The 15274-nt window shown below is 66.2% G+C and carries 17 protein-coding genes; 8 read left to right on the top strand and 9 right to left on the bottom strand.

What is annotated here, in order from left to right:
• Positions 1-240: 240 nt before the first annotated feature.
• On the top strand, positions 241-630 hold the full coding sequence (locus ABD172_RS12890; RefSeq protein ID WP_344310241.1) for a heavy metal-responsive transcriptional regulator: 390 nt from the start codon (positions 241-243) through the stop codon (positions 628-630).
• Positions 631-741: 111 nt separating this feature from the next.
• Here the strand turns inward: ABD172_RS12890 and ABD172_RS12885 are convergent.
• Positions 742-1976, bottom strand: a protein-coding gene (locus ABD172_RS12885) for an IS3 family transposase (protein WP_344310239.1) whose coding sequence is annotated in 2 segments (ribosomal slippage) — positions 742-1667 and positions 1667-1976 — 1236 coding nt in all. Because the reading frame shifts where the segments join, the coding sequence is not laid out codon by codon here.
• A gap of 507 nt (positions 1977-2483) precedes the next feature.
• Between ABD172_RS12885 and ABD172_RS12880 the strand changes: the two genes are divergently transcribed.
• Together ABD172_RS12880 and lspA are read left to right on the top strand one after the other, a co-directional pair.
• Positions 2484-3020, top strand: a complete 537-nt coding sequence (locus ABD172_RS12880) for a DinB family protein (protein WP_026077658.1) — start codon at positions 2484-2486, stop codon at positions 3018-3020.
• A 528-nt stretch (positions 3021-3548) separates the two neighbouring features.
• Positions 3549-4148, top strand: a complete 600-nt coding sequence (gene lspA / locus ABD172_RS12875) for a signal peptidase II (RefSeq protein ID WP_344310244.1) — start codon at positions 3549-3551, stop codon at positions 4146-4148.
• Positions 4149-4516: 368 nt separating this feature from the next.
• Here lspA and ABD172_RS12870 read toward each other — a convergent pair whose 3' ends face one another.
• A complete protein-coding gene (locus ABD172_RS12870) occupies positions 4517-5134 on the bottom strand; it encodes a class I SAM-dependent methyltransferase (RefSeq protein WP_245533367.1) in 618 nt (205 codons plus the stop codon).
• A gap of 197 nt (positions 5135-5331) precedes the next feature.
• Here ABD172_RS12870 and cmtR point away from each other — a divergent pair, with 197 nt between their 5' ends.
• The 5 genes from cmtR (at position 5332) to ABD172_RS12845 (ending at position 8619) form a co-directional block, all read left to right on the top strand.
• Positions 5332-5691: a Cd(II)/Pb(II)-sensing metalloregulatory transcriptional regulator CmtR gene (gene cmtR / locus ABD172_RS12865; RefSeq protein WP_019160289.1), complete on the top strand. Its 360-nt coding sequence runs from the start codon at positions 5332-5334 to the stop codon at positions 5689-5691.
• Positions 5688-6287: a cadmium resistance transporter gene (locus ABD172_RS12860; protein WP_019160290.1), complete on the top strand. Its 600-nt coding sequence runs from the start codon at positions 5688-5690 to the stop codon at positions 6285-6287. The genes cmtR and ABD172_RS12860 overlap by 4 nt, the downstream gene beginning before the upstream one ends.
• A 186-nt stretch (positions 6288-6473) precedes the next feature.
• Positions 6474-7220, top strand: coding sequence for a methyltransferase family protein (locus ABD172_RS12855; RefSeq protein ID WP_344310234.1), 747 nt, complete (start codon positions 6474-6476; stop codon positions 7218-7220).
• A 75-nt stretch (positions 7221-7295) separates the two neighbouring features.
• Positions 7296-7685 carry an ArsR/SmtB family transcription factor gene (locus tag ABD172_RS12850; RefSeq protein WP_344310232.1) on the top strand — a complete coding sequence of 130 codons (390 nt, stop codon included), beginning with the start codon at positions 7296-7298 and terminating at the stop codon, positions 7683-7685.
• Positions 7672-8619 (top strand): cation diffusion facilitator family transporter, encoded by a 948-nt coding sequence (locus ABD172_RS12845; RefSeq protein WP_026077661.1) that lies wholly within the window; start codon positions 7672-7674, stop codon positions 8617-8619. Before ABD172_RS12850 ends, ABD172_RS12845 begins: the two co-directional genes overlap by 14 nt.
• A gap of 118 nt (positions 8620-8737) precedes the next feature.
• Here the strand turns inward: ABD172_RS12845 and ABD172_RS12840 are convergent, their stop codons facing one another.
• From ABD172_RS12840 to ABD172_RS12810, 7 genes are all read right to left on the bottom strand, one after another.
• The gene (locus ABD172_RS12840) at positions 8738-9619 is read right to left on the bottom strand and encodes a VldE C-terminal domain-containing protein (protein ID WP_344310229.1); all 882 of its coding nucleotides are present in this window, start codon (positions 9617-9619) and stop codon (positions 8738-8740) included.
• 146 nt (positions 9620-9765) lie between these two features.
• Positions 9766-10398: a vitamin K epoxide reductase family protein gene (locus tag ABD172_RS12835; protein WP_019157866.1), complete on the bottom strand. Its 633-nt coding sequence runs from the start codon at positions 10396-10398 to the stop codon at positions 9766-9768.
• 4 nt (positions 10399-10402) lie between these two features.
• Positions 10403-11095, bottom strand: coding sequence for a DsbA family protein (locus ABD172_RS12830; RefSeq protein ID WP_019157865.1), 693 nt, complete (start codon positions 11093-11095; stop codon positions 10403-10405).
• Positions 11092-13026, bottom strand: coding sequence for a bifunctional copper resistance protein CopD/cytochrome c oxidase assembly protein (locus ABD172_RS12825; RefSeq protein WP_344310228.1), 1935 nt, complete (start codon positions 13024-13026; stop codon positions 11092-11094). The genes ABD172_RS12830 and ABD172_RS12825 overlap by 4 nt, the downstream gene beginning before the upstream one ends.
• Before the next feature lie 93 nt (positions 13027-13119).
• Positions 13120-13737, bottom strand: coding sequence for a copper resistance CopC family protein (locus ABD172_RS12820; protein ID WP_344310226.1), 618 nt, complete (start codon positions 13735-13737; stop codon positions 13120-13122).
• A 120-nt stretch (positions 13738-13857) separates the two neighbouring features.
• Complete coding sequence (locus ABD172_RS12815) at positions 13858-14637, bottom strand: cytochrome c biogenesis CcdA family protein (RefSeq protein WP_019157862.1); 780 nt, start codon at positions 14635-14637, stop codon at positions 13858-13860.
• On the bottom strand, positions 14634-15266 hold the full coding sequence (locus ABD172_RS12810; protein WP_344310242.1) for a TlpA family protein disulfide reductase: 633 nt from the start codon (positions 15264-15266) through the stop codon (positions 14634-14636). The genes ABD172_RS12815 and ABD172_RS12810 overlap by 4 nt, the downstream gene beginning before the upstream one ends.
• Positions 15267-15274: the final 8 nt, after the last annotated feature.

Raw genomic sequence — 15274 nt, 5'->3', positions numbered from 1 at the left:
ATGGCGTGGATTCTCCTTCGTGTTTTGGAGTCCACTCAAATGATCACACCCCACCCAGCGTGGTGGCGCGGATCGCTGCGGCGAACGCCGCGCCACCCGACCCGATCACGGCCAGATCAATCTTCGACTGCATCCCGAACCCTCCCCGGACTGTTGAGAAATCCTCCTGATGCGGCGATACTAAAGCTTCCAGTACAGGGGAAGGTCAAGGGTGAGACCTGTGACACACGAGGGGTGAGGATGCGGATCGGGGAGCTCGCTGAAGCGGCCGGCACGACCACGAAGACTCTGCGGTTCTATGAAGACCAGGGGCTCTTGCCCCTGGCCGAGCGCACGCCCGGCGGCTACCGCGACTACACGACCGAGAGCCTCACCCGGATCGACTTCATCCACCGCGGCCAAGCCGCCGGACTCTCCCTCGCCCAGATCCGGCAGGTCCTCGACATCCGCGACCACGGCCAAGCTCCCTGCGATCACGTACGCGACCTGCTCGACGCACGCCTGACCGACATTGACCTGAAACTCAGACAGCTCCACGACCTGCGCGACACCCTCGCCGGGCTACGCGACCAGGCCGAGCACGTTGAGCCCGACACGTGCAGCTCCGACCAGGTCTGCCGGTACCTGTAGCCAAGCCCGACGCCGCACGGACACGCCATCGAGGGGTGGTGGTCGACCGAGCCCCAGCCGCACAGCTGGAACGGGCCTTGACCCTCGATCGTGGACACGGTGTCGGTTCGGTTATGCCGCTTCCGCGAGGGTAGCGGATGCGGCGGCTTCGTAGGTGTTCGGGCTGATGTTGCCGATCGCGGAGTGGCGTCGGCGGGTGTTGTAGCGGTTCACCCAGCGGAACACGGCCCGGTAGGCGGTGGCCTGGTCCGGGAACGCCGCGCGTCCGGCGAGGAGCTCACGTTTGAGGGCGGCGTTGAAGCTCTCCGCGAGTGAGTTGTCGGCACTCGTCCCGATCGCTCCCATGGACTGGATGACCTTCAGGTCCTTGCAGAGCTTGACGTAGGCCTTCGAGGTGTAGACCGAGCCGTGGTCGCTGTGGAAGATCGCGCCGGCCAGTGAGCCACGCTCGCGGGCCGCGGCGCGGAGGGCGTCCTCGACGAGCTCGGTGCGCATGTGGTCGGCGACCTGCCAGCCGGCAAGCTTGCGGGAGCCGAGGTCGATCACCGAGGCGAGGTAGAGGTTCGAGCCGTCCGCGATGGGCAGGTAGGTGATGTCTCCCACGTACCTGCGGTTCGGCTCGCCGACCGTGAAGTCGCGTTCGATCAGGTCCGGGAAGCGCCTGCCCGACTGGTCCGGGATCGTCGTCTTCACTCGGCGTCGCAGCCGGATTCCGGCGAGCTGGTGCTCGCGCATCACCCGGGCGACCCGCTTGCGATTGACCCGTTCGATCGGCGCGACGCCGTCGTTGAGGTCAGCGGTGATCCGCGGTGCACCATACGCGCGGTCGCCGCCCTGGTCGGGATCCTGCAGCACCCGGATCCGCGCCGCCAACGCCGCGTCCGCAGCGTGACGCTTGGCTCGTCCTGGCGCGGCTGCGAGCCACGCGTAGAACGAGGATCGGGCGATCTGAATGACCTCACACAACCGCTTCACGCCGTAGGCGTCCTTGTGGTCCTCGACGAACTGGAAGCGGTTCACCAGTTCGTCTCCCCGGCGAAATACTTCGCCGCCTGACGGAGTATGTCCCGCTCCGTCTCGAGCTTGCGGGCCTCGGCCTTCAGCGCTGTGTTCTCCGCTTCGAGCCGGGCCACCCGCGCCGCCTGCGACTCCGGCCGCGGCCCATCAGGCACCGCCATGCCACCGCCGACAGTCGTCCCGGAGCCGAGCTTGTCGATCCACTCCTTCAACGCGCCCCGCGAGACCCCAAGATCGCCCGCGATGCCCTTGAGCGTCGCGCCAGGCGTCGACTCGTACAGGTCCACCGCCCGCCGCCGGAACTCGTCGGTGTAGTTCTTCCTTGCCATCCTTGGATTCTCGCTTCCCCAGCATCGTGCTGGAATCAGCGTGTCCAAGATCAGGGGTCAAGCACCAACGTTCCGCCTCGACCTACTGACACGAAAGTGTCAGCGGCGCAGTGGGCATCGGAACTGCGCCCGAGGGACTCACAGCACGTATCGATCCGGGTGGGTCGACAGGGGTGAGGGTCGCCAACCCCGGTAGTCGTATGGGGATGGCCTTACGGACACGCAGGGCATCGCTACCACCCCCTCGCGTGCGAGGGAGTGGAGGCCGCCACTGAGCGTCTGAAAAACCCCGCCAATTAGCGGACAAAGTCACAGCGTCAAAGGGGTATACCCGGTTTGACATGCCCTATGCCTTCCACCGGGAGAGTTTGAAGCGTCAGCTCTCTGACACCCCACCCGGTCACACGACTGCGCCCCCCGCCATTCGACCATTGACCGCGGCAGGGACGTGGGTGACGATGGGGCCGAGGGAAGCCGGGAATCGGTGCCTGGCCGAAAGTGGCGACCATGGACCGCTCTGCGATCACGGACGGATACCGTCGAGCTTGCGACGAGCTAGAAGACGCCTTGTCCCAGGCTGGGGATGCTGACCTACGTCGGCGCAGTGCCGGCACCCGCTGGAGCAACAAGGTCCTGTTGTTCCATATGGTGTTCGGCTACATGATGGTCCGAAACCTGCTGCCCTTAGTCAAGATCTTCGGCCACCTCCCGCCCTCACTCAACACAGCATTCGCGCGCCTCCTCAACGCAGGAACCCGCCCATTCGACCAGGTCAACTACTGGGGGTCCCGAACCGCAGCCCGCGTCTACAACCGTCACCGCATGGCGCGCAAACTACGCCGGGTCACCGCCACCCTCGGCACAAATCTGGAGAACGAATCCCAGCGATCGCTGGCCCTGCACATGGCATTTCCAACCCGCTGGGACCCCTTCTTCACCCCCGTGATGACCGTCGCGGATGTCTACGCCTTCCCCACCATGCACTTTGACTTCCATGCAAAGCAGCTGAGCCTGCCCCTCGACCAGGACAGCCCGCCCGCATAGTGACAGCCTCCGCCCCGACGGCTCCACAAGGAATCGGGAAAGCTCTGCTCGTTTACCGGCCAGACGTCACAGCGCGGATTTGGGTGGTCTCGCGAATTTGACGCTACTCGTCTCGGGAAGCGCTGTTGTCCCCGGTGAGCGGCAAGTCCCGGCAGCAGCAATCGGGATATTGGTCGCACGCGCGCACGACTGCGCCTCGATTGACCACACATCCGCAATCCGCACATGCCATATCCATCTGCCCGATCCTACCTAGGGGATTCGTCACCATTCATCGGATCTTCAGATCCGGCGGAAAACTGACCGCTGTCGATCCGAGCACCTTCTCGTGCTCCGCAGCCGGGGTGCCCCGTGTCTGCTATACGGTGTCCTGCGGGCTGTGGAGCGGTGGACGTAGGTCGTATCAAGGGTGGGGCCCACGAAGAAGTCCGTCCTGTTCCTCCCAGGGAGAGGCAATAGCCTGAACCGGTAGCATCTGAGGGTGACGATAAAGAGTGATGGGACAGGTTTGGGCCTGCGTTGGCCGTTGTGGCAGCCTCGCCGCTGCAAGGCGCGGGCGCCCAGGCGTCGGCCGGCCACGGATTGGTGGCCCCACCATCTGGTGTCGACACGCGTGGTCAGCTGGTGAGCGCTACGTCTGTACAGCGGCCCCGGCCTCGCGAGGTGGTCGGACTGTTGGGCGGGGCTGGGGTCCTGACACTGGTGGATCTTGGTCTCAAGGCCCTGGCTCAGACCGCGTTACCCGCTGGCCAGGTAGTCGATCTGGGCTGGATCAGCTTGCGCGTCTTTTACAATCCGGGGGTGGCGTTCAGCCTCGGGGCGTCCTTGCCCGCCTGGATGGTAATCGCCGGGACCGGGCTGGTCCTCGCCGGATTGGTGTGGTATCTGCTGGCGAACGTCCGTGCTATGGGCACAGTGGCCCGAGGCGGAGCCGTTCTGCTGCTGGGCGGGGCCTTGGGGAACTTTGTAGATCGACTGGGCGGGGCCGGCGTGGTGGATTACCTACACACCGGCTGGTTTCCCACCTTCAACGCAGCCGACGTCTTCGTCACCGTCGGGGTGGCGGGACTGGTCCTCGGGATGCTGCGGGAGCCTCCGTCCGGTATGAGGGACGGGGACACGTCCTGAACTAGATCGACCGCCACCAGCTCAGCGATTTGCATGGGTTCACCTGGCGATCGTCGACGGGGTGCACGGATTCACCAGCACAATGACGAAGCAGTTGCGAGGGATCGCTGGGAGGTGATTGAGCCGACAGATTCTAAGGCGCATCCTGCTGGTCTGTGGTAGCAACAGACGCACAGCGCGCTGAGCGGTTCCGCTTTCCGGGACACCGGTAATAGCCCTCATGACGGCTGACCCCTTCGGCGATCATGGTGTCCGGGGCCGCGCCCGCCCGGCACAGGGGCCGAGCCTTGCTGATGGACCGTATTTCGTGCCCACCCAAGACCCCTCGGAGCCGTCTCCTCGCAGTCACGGTGTTACCCATGGCTTTTCTACGCGGGCGCGTGCTTGTCGTTGCCAGGATCGTCCTGAACTGTGTCCGGCTTCTGAGCGATAAAGCGCAGGACCCGACCGCCGAAGGAGACCCGGACACGGAGCGGGCCGAGGCCGGCTTGCGCCAGGACCGGTTCGAAGGTTGCGGGTTCGATGAGTCGGTGCGCAGAGCGGTCGGCCACGTGCACCAGGGAGGCCATCCGTGAGGCCAGCAGGTCGTATCCCACGAAGGACCCGCCGGGTCGTAGGACCCGCGCCGCCTCGGTCACCGCGCGTTCCCACTCGATCACGTGATGGAGCATGAGGAAGCTCAGCACCATGTCGAACGACTGGTCATTGAAAGGTAGCCGGGTGGCATCGGCTTGGCGCGCTTGAGCAGTGGGGAGTCGGGTGAGGAGCCGCTGCGCAGCCTTGACCATCACGGGATCGGCGTCGGTCGTGGTGAGGTGCACCTGGGGGTGGGCCCGAGCGATCGCTTCGGCCATCGCTCCGCTACCCCCACCGATCTCGAGCACGTTGCCGGCGAGAGGCAAGCCCTGAATCGCCCAGGGAACCACTCGCCGCGCCAGAAGGCGCCACGGCCGGCTGCGACAGAATGAGGCTTCCAGGGCGGACATCCTCGGCATGACCCTCCTCTTGGCGCACCCGCGTGGTCGAAGCCGAGATTAGTCCTCCGAGCGCGAATGACTATCTGCTGGTTGGCATCAAGCGTAAACCTGCACCCGAGTACCGGGTATAAAACCTCGGCTGGCAGCAGTTCTCCACTGAGCGGGCAAGTTGCCCCTTATTCAGCGAACAATGTACAGTTCATCGAGTGCTGACCATTACCAATCACCTTGACGTGATGAACCGCCTAGGCCGCGCCATGGCTGACCCGACGCGCTCCCGCATCCTGCTGATGCTGCTTGAGGGGCCGAACCATCCGGCGGTGATAAGCCGGGAGCTGGGCCTGTCGCGGTCGAATGTCTCCAACCATCTGGCGTGCCTGCGGGACTGCGGCATCGTGGTGGCAGAACCGGAAGGCAGGAAAACCCGGTACGAGATCGCTGATCCGCACCTGACCCGCGCGCTGACTGCGTTGCTGGAGACGACCTTGGCGGTTGACCAGGGGGCCAGCTGCATTGACCCTGCATGTTCCGTGCCAACGTGCTGCAAGATGGAGGCGGGCGCATGATCCTGTCATCCGTACTGCAGGCGATCGGCCTGTTCATAGTCACCAACATCGACGACATCATCGTGCTCTCGCTGTTCTTCGCCCGCGGTGCGGGCCAGCGGGGCACAACGACCCGGATCTTAGCCGGTCAGTATCTCGGGTTCGGCGGCATTCTGGCCGCCGCCGTGCTCGTCACGTTGGGGGCGGATGCATTCCTGCCCCCAGAAGCCATTCCCTACTTCGGGCTCATCCCGTTGTTCCTCGGCATATGGGCGGCGTGGCAAGCGTGGCGCGGAGACGACGACGATGATGATGAGGCGAAGATCGAAGGCAAGAACGTCGGCGTGCTGACCGTCGCCGCTGTCACCTTCGCCAACGGCGGGGACAACATCGGCGTGTATGTTCCAGTCTTCCTCAGCGTGGGGCCAGCCGCCGTCATCGCCTATTGCGTCGTGTTCCTCGCGCTCGTCGCGGTCCTCGTCATGATGGCCAAGTTCGTCGCGACTCGCCGGCCGATCGCCGAGCTGCTCGAACGCTGGGAGCACGTACTGTTCCCGATCGTCTTGATCGGTCTTGGGGTATTCATCCTCGTCGAGGGTGGCGCGTTCGGCCTGTAAGTGCTCACAAAGGGCCTCGCCGGCGCAACGGCTGCCACCGAAGACCCGGGCGGCGCGACCGGTACCGGCGCACAGGGCACCTGTCCCGGTTGGTTTCTTGCCGCCCCACGACTGCATGCCCTCATGGATTGGATCGACCGTGACCCCCTCCTCTCGCACCGGCCCACTTTCCGAGACAGGATCAGCATGACCGACAGCACCGCCGCCGCGCTTGCTCTTGGCCTCTATCTGTTCGGGCTGATCACCGCTTTCGGTGTGCGTACCTGGCTGCATCGCCGGCGCAGCGGATCCTCCGGGTTCCGGGGACTGACCGGGGCTCCCGGCTCGGCGGAGTGGTGGGGCGGGATCCTCTTCGCCGCAGCTCTGGTGCTCGGCACCGCCGGGCCGCTTCTCGCCTTGACCGGCATCACACCGCCGTGGCCCCTGCCCGCCGGTACGCACTGGGCCGGCCTGGTCGTCACCGTCGCCGGTCTGCTCGGCGTGCTGGCCGCCCAGGCCGGGATGGGCGCGTCCTGGCGGATCGGGGTCGACGCCACTGAGCGCACCGCCCTCGTCACTACCGGAGCCTTCGCGCTTGTCCGCAACCCGGTCTTCACCGCAATGCTGGCCGCCCTCGCTGGAATGGTGCTTCTGGTCCCCACCCCGGTGTCCGCGGCCGCCCCGGTGGTCCTGCTCGCTGCCGTCGAGCTTCAGGTCCGGTGCGTCGAAGAGCCGTATCTGCTCCGCACCCACGGAGACACCTACGCCCGCTACGCGGCACGCGTGGGCCGCTTTCTGCCTGGAATCGGCCGCCTGAGAGGCTGTTGCGAAATCAGTATTCGTCGCCCAGCTGCCACCACATGTTGCGGAAGACGACTCAGGATTTCCCACATTTGGTGGTTGCCATTGGATGGCGCCCAATTACGCAACAGCCTCCTGAAAAGCCCAAACTGATACGAATCAGACTTCTAGGGAAGAGCCCGCGTCAGGCTTGGACTTACTATCGCCCCTCGGTGCTATCATCGCGGTATGGCGATTAATGGGGTTGCTGAGACCGTTGGGTCCGAAGAGCGCAGTGCTTATGCGGCGCTGTTTCATGCGCTGGCCGAGCCGACGCGCCTGGCGCTGCTGGAGCACTTGGCCACTGGCGAGCACCGCGTGCGGGATCTGGTCCACCACATGCATCTGGCGCAGTCGACAGTCAGCAAGCATTTGGCCTGTCTGCGTGACTGCGGACTGGTCACCGTGCGCGCTGAGGGGCGGTCCTCGTGGTTCTCGCTGGCCGATCCGGCCCGACTGGAGGATCTGGTCGAGAGCGCGGATGAGCTGCTGAGGGCGTCCGGGGTGTCGCTTTCGTTGCGTGACCACGACCATCACGAGCCGATCGTTGAGGAGGATGAGGGGCATGGCGGAAACTGACAGGGGTGGGCACGTGCACAGTCATGTCCCGGAGCGGGCTGATCGGGGGACGCGCCGTCGGCTGCTGATCGCGTTCTGCATCATCGCCGTCATTGTCGTGGCGCAGGCGGTGGGCAGCGTGATCACCGGCAGCCTGGCTCTGCTGACGGATACCGCTCATGCGCTGGCTGATGCGTCTGGGCTGTTGGTGGCGGTCATCGCGGCGACGATGATGCTGCGTCCGCCGAGCAGTGAGCGGACGTGGGGTTTCGCCCGGATCGAGGTCATCGCCGCGCTCGGGCAGGCTGTGCTGCTGCTCGTGGTCGGCACCTATGCCGCCGTCGAGGGTATCCGCCGACTGTTCGAGCCCACGGAGGTGCCCGGCACCGAGCTGCTGGTGTTCGGTGTGATCGGCCTGGTCGCCAACATCGCCGCGATCGCTGTGCTGGCATCCAACCGCGACGCGAACTTCAATATGCGCGCGGCGTTCCTCGAAGTGCTCAACGATGCCCTGGGATCGCTGGGCGTGATCATCGCGGCGATCGTGATCGCGACCACCGGGTTCCAGCGCGCCGACACCATCGCCGGACTGTTCATTGCGGCTTTGATCGTTCCCCGCGCGTTCCGGCTTCTGCGCGAGACGGTGCGGGTGCTGATGGAGTTCACTCCCAAGGGAGTCGACCTCGAAGAGGTCCGCGCCCACATCTTGGAGCTCGATCACGTCCGCGATGTGCACGATCTGCACGCCTCCATGATCGGCACTGGCCTGCCGGTCATCTCCGCGCACGTCGTCGTCGACGATGACTGCTTCGAATCCGGTCACGCCCCGCAGATCCTGGAGGCGATCCTCGCCTGCGTCAAGGAACACTTCCCCGTCGCCTTCGACCACGCCACGATCCAAGTGGAGACGGCTGCCCTGCGAGACCGGGAACTGCCCGCAGTCCAACACGCCTGACGAGCCGGGTGTTCGGCGTCGCCTTGGCGTCCTGTTGCCACGTGTCGTCAGGATCGCCCGGGGGATGGGACCGGCCGCTACTCCCATGGGGGATGGGGGCAGCGGCCGGTCAGCCTGTTCAGTTGAAGGAGATGTGGACGTGGTCCATGTGGTTGGCGGTGGCCGAGCCGCGGTCCTCCATGGCCCGTCCCTCCCAACCGGTGTAAGGGGCGTAGAGCTTCTGCTCGTAGATCACGTACTTCACTCCGAGCTCGGATGCATGCTTGATCCCGAAGTCCGTGATCCGGTCTCCCGTCGAGCCCGAGATCATGATGTCGAGGGCCTGCCCGGTGTGGTGGTCAGATCCCGGATCATTGCGCGGTCCGCCGAACGTCTTCACCTCGGGGAACTCGGCGCAGACCGCCCGGTAGCCCTTCTTGGCGTTCGCCGTTAGCTGGGGTTCAATTCCGCTGGACACCGAGCAGGGCTCATCGGAGAGGCCCGAGGATTCGCGGCTGTCGGAGCGCGAGGACTTCGAACCTCGGTCCGAGGCCTCCCCGCCGGAAGTCTCCGACGAGCCCTCCTTCGAAGACTCAGGCGCCGGCAGTGCGGCCTTCACCTCAGACTTCTGGTTGTACTTCGGGTCGTCCTCAAGGGACTTCCGGTACTCCTCGGCGGCCGCATGCCGCTCCTTCTCAAGTTCCTCGGCATCCTGCGTGGGAACGTCTTGGGCGCCGGGCTCCGCGCTGGCGGTGGCTGCCTGGTCCTCGGCCTTGACGACGCCGGCGGTGTCCGCGGGGGCGAAGGCGAACGAGGAGGCCACGATCGCGGTCGTGGCAGCTGCCGGCAGTGCGATGGCGGCGACCATCGGGCGGCGCCTAACCGATTTGAGCACCCCGGTGGCGGTACTCGGCTCCTGACCATGGCGCCCGGCGCGATTGCGGCCGCCCGCAGCGACGTCCCGGAGCAGGGAGCGCGCATGCGCGCTCCAGGACGGCTTCGGATCCGAGTGCTTACCCATTACGACTAACCCTTAATGCAGACGTGACCATTTCGTTATCTCCGAGTGTACTGACGCACGAAGAGATGACGAAACGATAACGAACGGGATAAGGGTGAGAAGTGTTACACGGAGTTGCGCAGGCGACAGCTACCACGCGGGTTGTCTCAGAGGGGGGAGGTGAGAGCGGGGAAGAAGCGGATGAAGACGGAGGCCGCAACCGCGAGGTAGGTGAGGGCGACGAGCGTCCCCGCCCAGTCTGCGGTGAAGCGGACCAGCCCGGCGGGTGCGGGGATGATTCCGTGGACGAGATTGCGGATCGTCAGGAGGAGGAAGAGGGGAATCATTGCGGCCCACACGATCATGCAGTACAGGCACAGGAGGTAGAGGTCGAACAGGGCTTGGGACCACAGCCAGATGACGAAGACGGTGCCCAGGCTCACTCCGACCTGCAGGCCGATCCAGTACCAGCGCGCCAGCTGCGCGCCGGCTAGGATGGCCATTCCGGTGGTGATCACGACGGCGAAGGCGACGATCCCGATGAGCGGGTTGGGGAAGCCGAACAGTTCGGATTGCCAGCTGCCCATGACCTTGCCGCAGGAGACCCACGGATTGATGTCGCAGCTGGTGACGTGTTCCGGGTTCTCATACAGGGCCAGCCGTTCGGACACGAGGATCGCCGAGGCGCCCCAGCCGCTCACCCCGGTGACCAGCAGCACGACGGCGAACGGGACCTGTCGGGCGAACACGGGCACAGCGAGCTGAGTCGGGGAGCGGAGGGCGGCGGGTGATTCTGCCATGTGATCAGTCGGCTGCCGCATCAGCTACCGCGGCTTCGAACTCTTCGAGGCTGTCGAGAGTGAGGAGTTGCCCGTCGAGGAAGAAGGTCGGGGTGCCGCTGACGTTCAGGGCGATGCCGTCGGCGAGATCGAGCTCGACTCGGTCCTGGGTGGCCGGGTCTGCGACTGCCTGGTCGTAGGCGGCCATGTCCAGGCCGAGGTCTTCGGCGAAGGAGCGGAAGACTGGGCTCTTGTCGTCGGCGGATTCGCCCCATTCGGGCTGGGTCTCGAACATCTGCTGGTACATCGGCTCGTAGGCGCCTTGCTGGGCGGCGGCCTCCACGGCCAGGGCCGCGTTCATCGCGTTGCGGTGTCCGGGCAGCGGGAAGTAGCGGTGGACGAAGGTCACGGAGTCTGCGTACTCCGTGCGCAGCTCCTCGACGAGGGGATAGGCGGCCCGGCAGGACTCGCATTCGAAGTCCAGGAACTCTACCAGTACCGCCTTCTCGTTCGGCGCCTGCGACAGGACGCGGCTGTTCTCGCGGACGAGCTGCCCGGTCTCCGCCGTCTCTGCTGACGTCGCGGACTCAGTGGTCGTGTCAGGAGCGTTGCCGCGCACGATGACGACCACGACGATGGCTGCGATCACGGCGGCTGCCATCAGGATCCAGACAAGGGACTTGCTCTTCACGAGAACGCTTCGGTTGGCGGGGTTCATGGATGATCCGTTCTGTCCGGTCGGCGGGAGGCAGTGGAGGAGGGTTGGAAGGCACCCGCAGTGCCGGCGGGCGTCGGGCGTGGTCGGTGCAGGAGGAGCGTGGTGAGCAGAATCACGAGCGGGGTCACTCCGGCCAGCAGCACCGAGGTGCCCGCATGTTGCTGGTCGGCGGCGATGGATGGCCCCCAGGTGCGGGCGAGGTTGCCGAACCAGTCCACCTCAAGGACGGGGGTGACACCGAACGCGAGCACGGTCGCCCAGAGCAGGAGCACCCCGGCCAGCCCGGCCACGGCAACGGTCCGCCGGGACAGTGTTCGTGCCGCGGTTCGGGGGCGGGTCACCGTGGTCATGAACCAGAACCCGATGAGCAGGAAGTACAGGTTGGCCATCTGGTCGGCGATCCAGAAATCCAGGGCCAGGCGCAGCAGCGGGGTGTAGTAGAGCAGACCGAGCGAGACGGCCACCACCGCACCGCTGAGCAGCGGGCTCCTCACGGCTGGGCCAGCAGCCGCGGCGTGGAGCCATTCGTGGGGTCCCCGGCTGCCGTCGGTGCGCCGCTGCACGGTCAGGGCCAGCAGGTCCAGGGGAGCACCGAGGGCCAGGAGCAGCGGGATGATCACCGTGATGGCCAACAGCATGACGGTGTGCACGCTGATGAGCACCATGCCGTAGATCGTCGGGGCCGCGCAGGTCACATAGACGAGGACGAGCAGTCCGGCCAGCCAGCTTGCGGTGGACTGCCACGCCCACCGGTGGCCGGCAGCGCGAGCCTTGCGCACCCCGCGGAAATAGACGACGGCAGCGGTGACGGCGAACGCCACCCAGAGCCAGTCCCACCGCCACTCGGTGAACCACCGGAACCAGGTCAGGTCCGGCGGCAAAAGATAGCCGGTGAGGATCTCGGCCGGGGTGATCGCCGGTTCCGGTTCCCGCGGGACCGGCGGAGCGGTCCGGCCGAGGGCTCCGGTGACCCCGATGATTCCGGCCATGATGAGCACTTCGGCGATGACTAGGCGCCATGCTGTCTGCCCGCCGGGCTTGCGCCCGACCTGGGCGATGGCCCAGCTGCGATGGGCCAGGCCGATGGCGCCGAGCAGCAGGGTTGCGGCGAGCTTGATGAGGATCAGCTGACCGTACCGGCTCAGCAGCCCCTCCCACCCGCCGAGGCGGAGCACGGAGTTGAGCACGCCGGAGGTCAGGACGAGGAAGAACGCCACACCGGCCAGCGCCGAGAAGCGGGAGAGCACCGTTTTCGCCTGATGGGCACCACGCTTGGAGGCGAAGATCGGTGCCACGACGGCCAGGGCTGCCACGCCGCCGACCCATACCAGCACCCCGATCCAGTGCACGGCCAGGGCGCCGACGCCGGCGAAGTGGTCGTCGCTGCCGGCGGCGTGCCCGATCAGCGAGATCGGGATGATGGTGGCCAGGGCGAGCAGGGCCGTGGCAGCTAGGCCGGTGGTGGAGCGGACGAGGAAGGTCAGGTTGCACACGAGGAAGGCGATGAGGGTGATCGCACCCCAGGCCTGGCCGACGAGCAGATCGGTGAGGAAGTAGGCCAGCTGGCTGGCGAACTCGGCATTGTCCGACACTGGTTGGCCGGCGAGATTGGCATACGTCAGCACCAGCACGACCACCGCTGATCCCACCCAGACGAGGGACACGCCGGCGGCGACTGCCCGCACGCGGGCGAATGCCGGGTGGGGGCTCGAAGGCCCGGGTGCCGACTCGTTGTCTCCGGGGGGCAGGATCGTTGCCGCGAAGATCAGGCAGCCCACGACCACGGCCAGCGCCAGGTGGTGCACGGTCAGCGCGATCGGCAGTGCCCAGCGCACGAACGCGCCGGGATCCAACGCTACGCGTTCTGCCGCCGCCCCGGAGAACGCCGCGCTTACCACGACAGCGGCGACCGCGACCGCAAAGGCAGCCACGAGCCAGACCGCGGAGCGCCAGCGCCCGGTCCCGGCCGGAGTCTCGGTCGGGGCACTACCCATCGGAGCACATTCGGAGTCCGGGGGCACCGGTCATGTCTCGTCGCTTTCCAGCCGCCGGCGGCGGACCACCACGGCGACGACGACACTCAGTGCAATGACGAGGAGGGCCAGGACAATCATGAAACTGAGTGGAACCCCCGCGTCTCCTTCACCAGTCGCTGCCTGCGCAGCGTCCGTCTGCGGCTGCTCCGGCGTGGCAGACTCGGGCGCTGCCTGCTCCGGCTGGGAGGACTCGGCCCCTGCCGGTTCCGGGTTGGGGGAGGAGGAAGCACCTGCGCCTTCGGTCGCGGTGAAGGAGAACGAGCCGTCGATCGGATGGGAGTCCGAGGACACGACCCGCCAGGTCACCGTGTACTCGCCGGCGGGTGCGGCGGGATTGACCGGCTGGACGGCCATGTTGCCGTCGATCTCGACGCCTCCCTCGGCCCAGTTCATCCCGGCCGCGTCCTTGATCTGGATCTCCGACCCCATCGCCAGAGGAGTGGCGGTGAACGAAACCTCGATGGCCTCGGGGACGGCATCCAGGCTCTGCCCGTCCTCGGGATTCGTCCCGGTCACGGCGTCATGTGCCGCCGCCGGGACGACCGGAAACAAGAAAACCGCCACCAGGACTGCCAGCACACCTACGATGCGGTTGACAGGCGACACAGCATTGTTTCGAAACACTTTCTACCCCCTGTAGAGAACGTGGTTAGGGTACCAGCCGTGCGGCTGAGGGCGGCATGGACTCAACGATGGGAAAACTTGGGGTGGCAGGGCAGGGGGGCATCATATGATGGTCTCGAAACCGCCGATCATGCCCTGCAGGCTGTTGACCCAGTGGGTCCAGGCACCGGTGACCAGCAACAGCCCGATGAGGATCAGCATGCCCCCGCCGATCCGGCTGATCAGGATCTGATGGTCCCGGACCCATTGCAGCCGGCCGGTGCCCTTGACGATGAGCACGGCCACGACGATGAACGGCACCCCCAGCCCGAGGCAGTACATCAGCGTCAGCGCGGCACCACGCCAGATGCCGTCGGCGCCGGTAGCACCGAAACTGGTCGACAGTGCCAGAACCGCTGCCAGTGTCGGCCCCATGCATGGGGCCCAGCTGAGCGCGAAGGTGGCACCGAGCGCGGGTGCGCCCCAGAGGCCGGCCGGTGGGCGCTTGTTGATCTGGGCGCTGCGCTGGAACATGCCAATCCCGCCCATGAACACGACGCCGGCGATGATGACGACGATCCCCATCACCCGGTTGAGGGTGTCGGCCCACTGGCTGAGCAGCACACCGGCCACGCTGAACGCCAGGCCCATGGCGACGAAAACGACGGCGAAGCCGGACATGAACAGCGAGACCCCGATGACGACCCGGCTGGTCTTCCGGTCGGTCAGCGCGGTGGCACCCAGCCCGGTGACGTAGCCGACGTAACCGGGAACCAGCGGCAGAACGCAGGGGGACAGGAAGGACACCGCCCCGGCCAGGACGGCCACCGGGATCGCCAGCAGCATCGGTCCGGTCAGCACGGTCTGCGAGAACACCTCGCCGATGGGAGCCGCTAGTGTCATGCCGACTCGTTCAGCACGTCAGCGATCAACGCTTTGAGAGTGGACTCATCGACCGCCCCGACCACCCGGGCCGCCGGCCGCCCCTGGGCATCGAGGACGACCGTGGAGGGTACCGCCTGCGGCGGCAGCACGGTGCTCAGTGCTGCCACACCGATGCCGTCCTGATCCAGCATGGACGGAAACGTCAGGCCGAAGGTGTTCGCGAACGCCTCGGCGGCCGGGGCCTGATCGCGGACGTTGATGCCCAGGAACCGCACGCCGTCGTCCTGGTACCGCTCGTAGTTGGCCTGCAGGGCGGGAGCCTCCTTGCGGCACGGGGAACAGGCTGCGTAGCAGAGGTTGAGCGCCACTGGGGCACCGCGCCAGTCGGCGATGTCGAAGGGCGTGCCGTCGGTGTATTCGGCGGCCAGCTCGATCGGTTCGCCCCGCTCGCCCACGGCAAGCTGGGTGATGACATCAGATCCGGCAACATAGCCCTGCTCGCTGCCGGCCTGCTCGGCCAGCTCATCATCGGCGCCACCGCACCCGGTCAGCCCGAGAGCGATGATGGCCGTGAGAGCACCGTGAATCGTCCCGTGTTTCATAGAGAGTGATCCAACCTTCCAGAAAGGCAGCACCACCACTCTCATGGCACCCC

This window comes from Brevibacterium samyangense (assembly GCF_039529845.1).
Lineage (GTDB): Bacteria > Actinomycetota > Actinomycetes > Actinomycetales > Brevibacteriaceae > Brevibacterium > Brevibacterium samyangense.
This window is presented reverse-complemented; position numbering and strand designations above follow the sequence as displayed.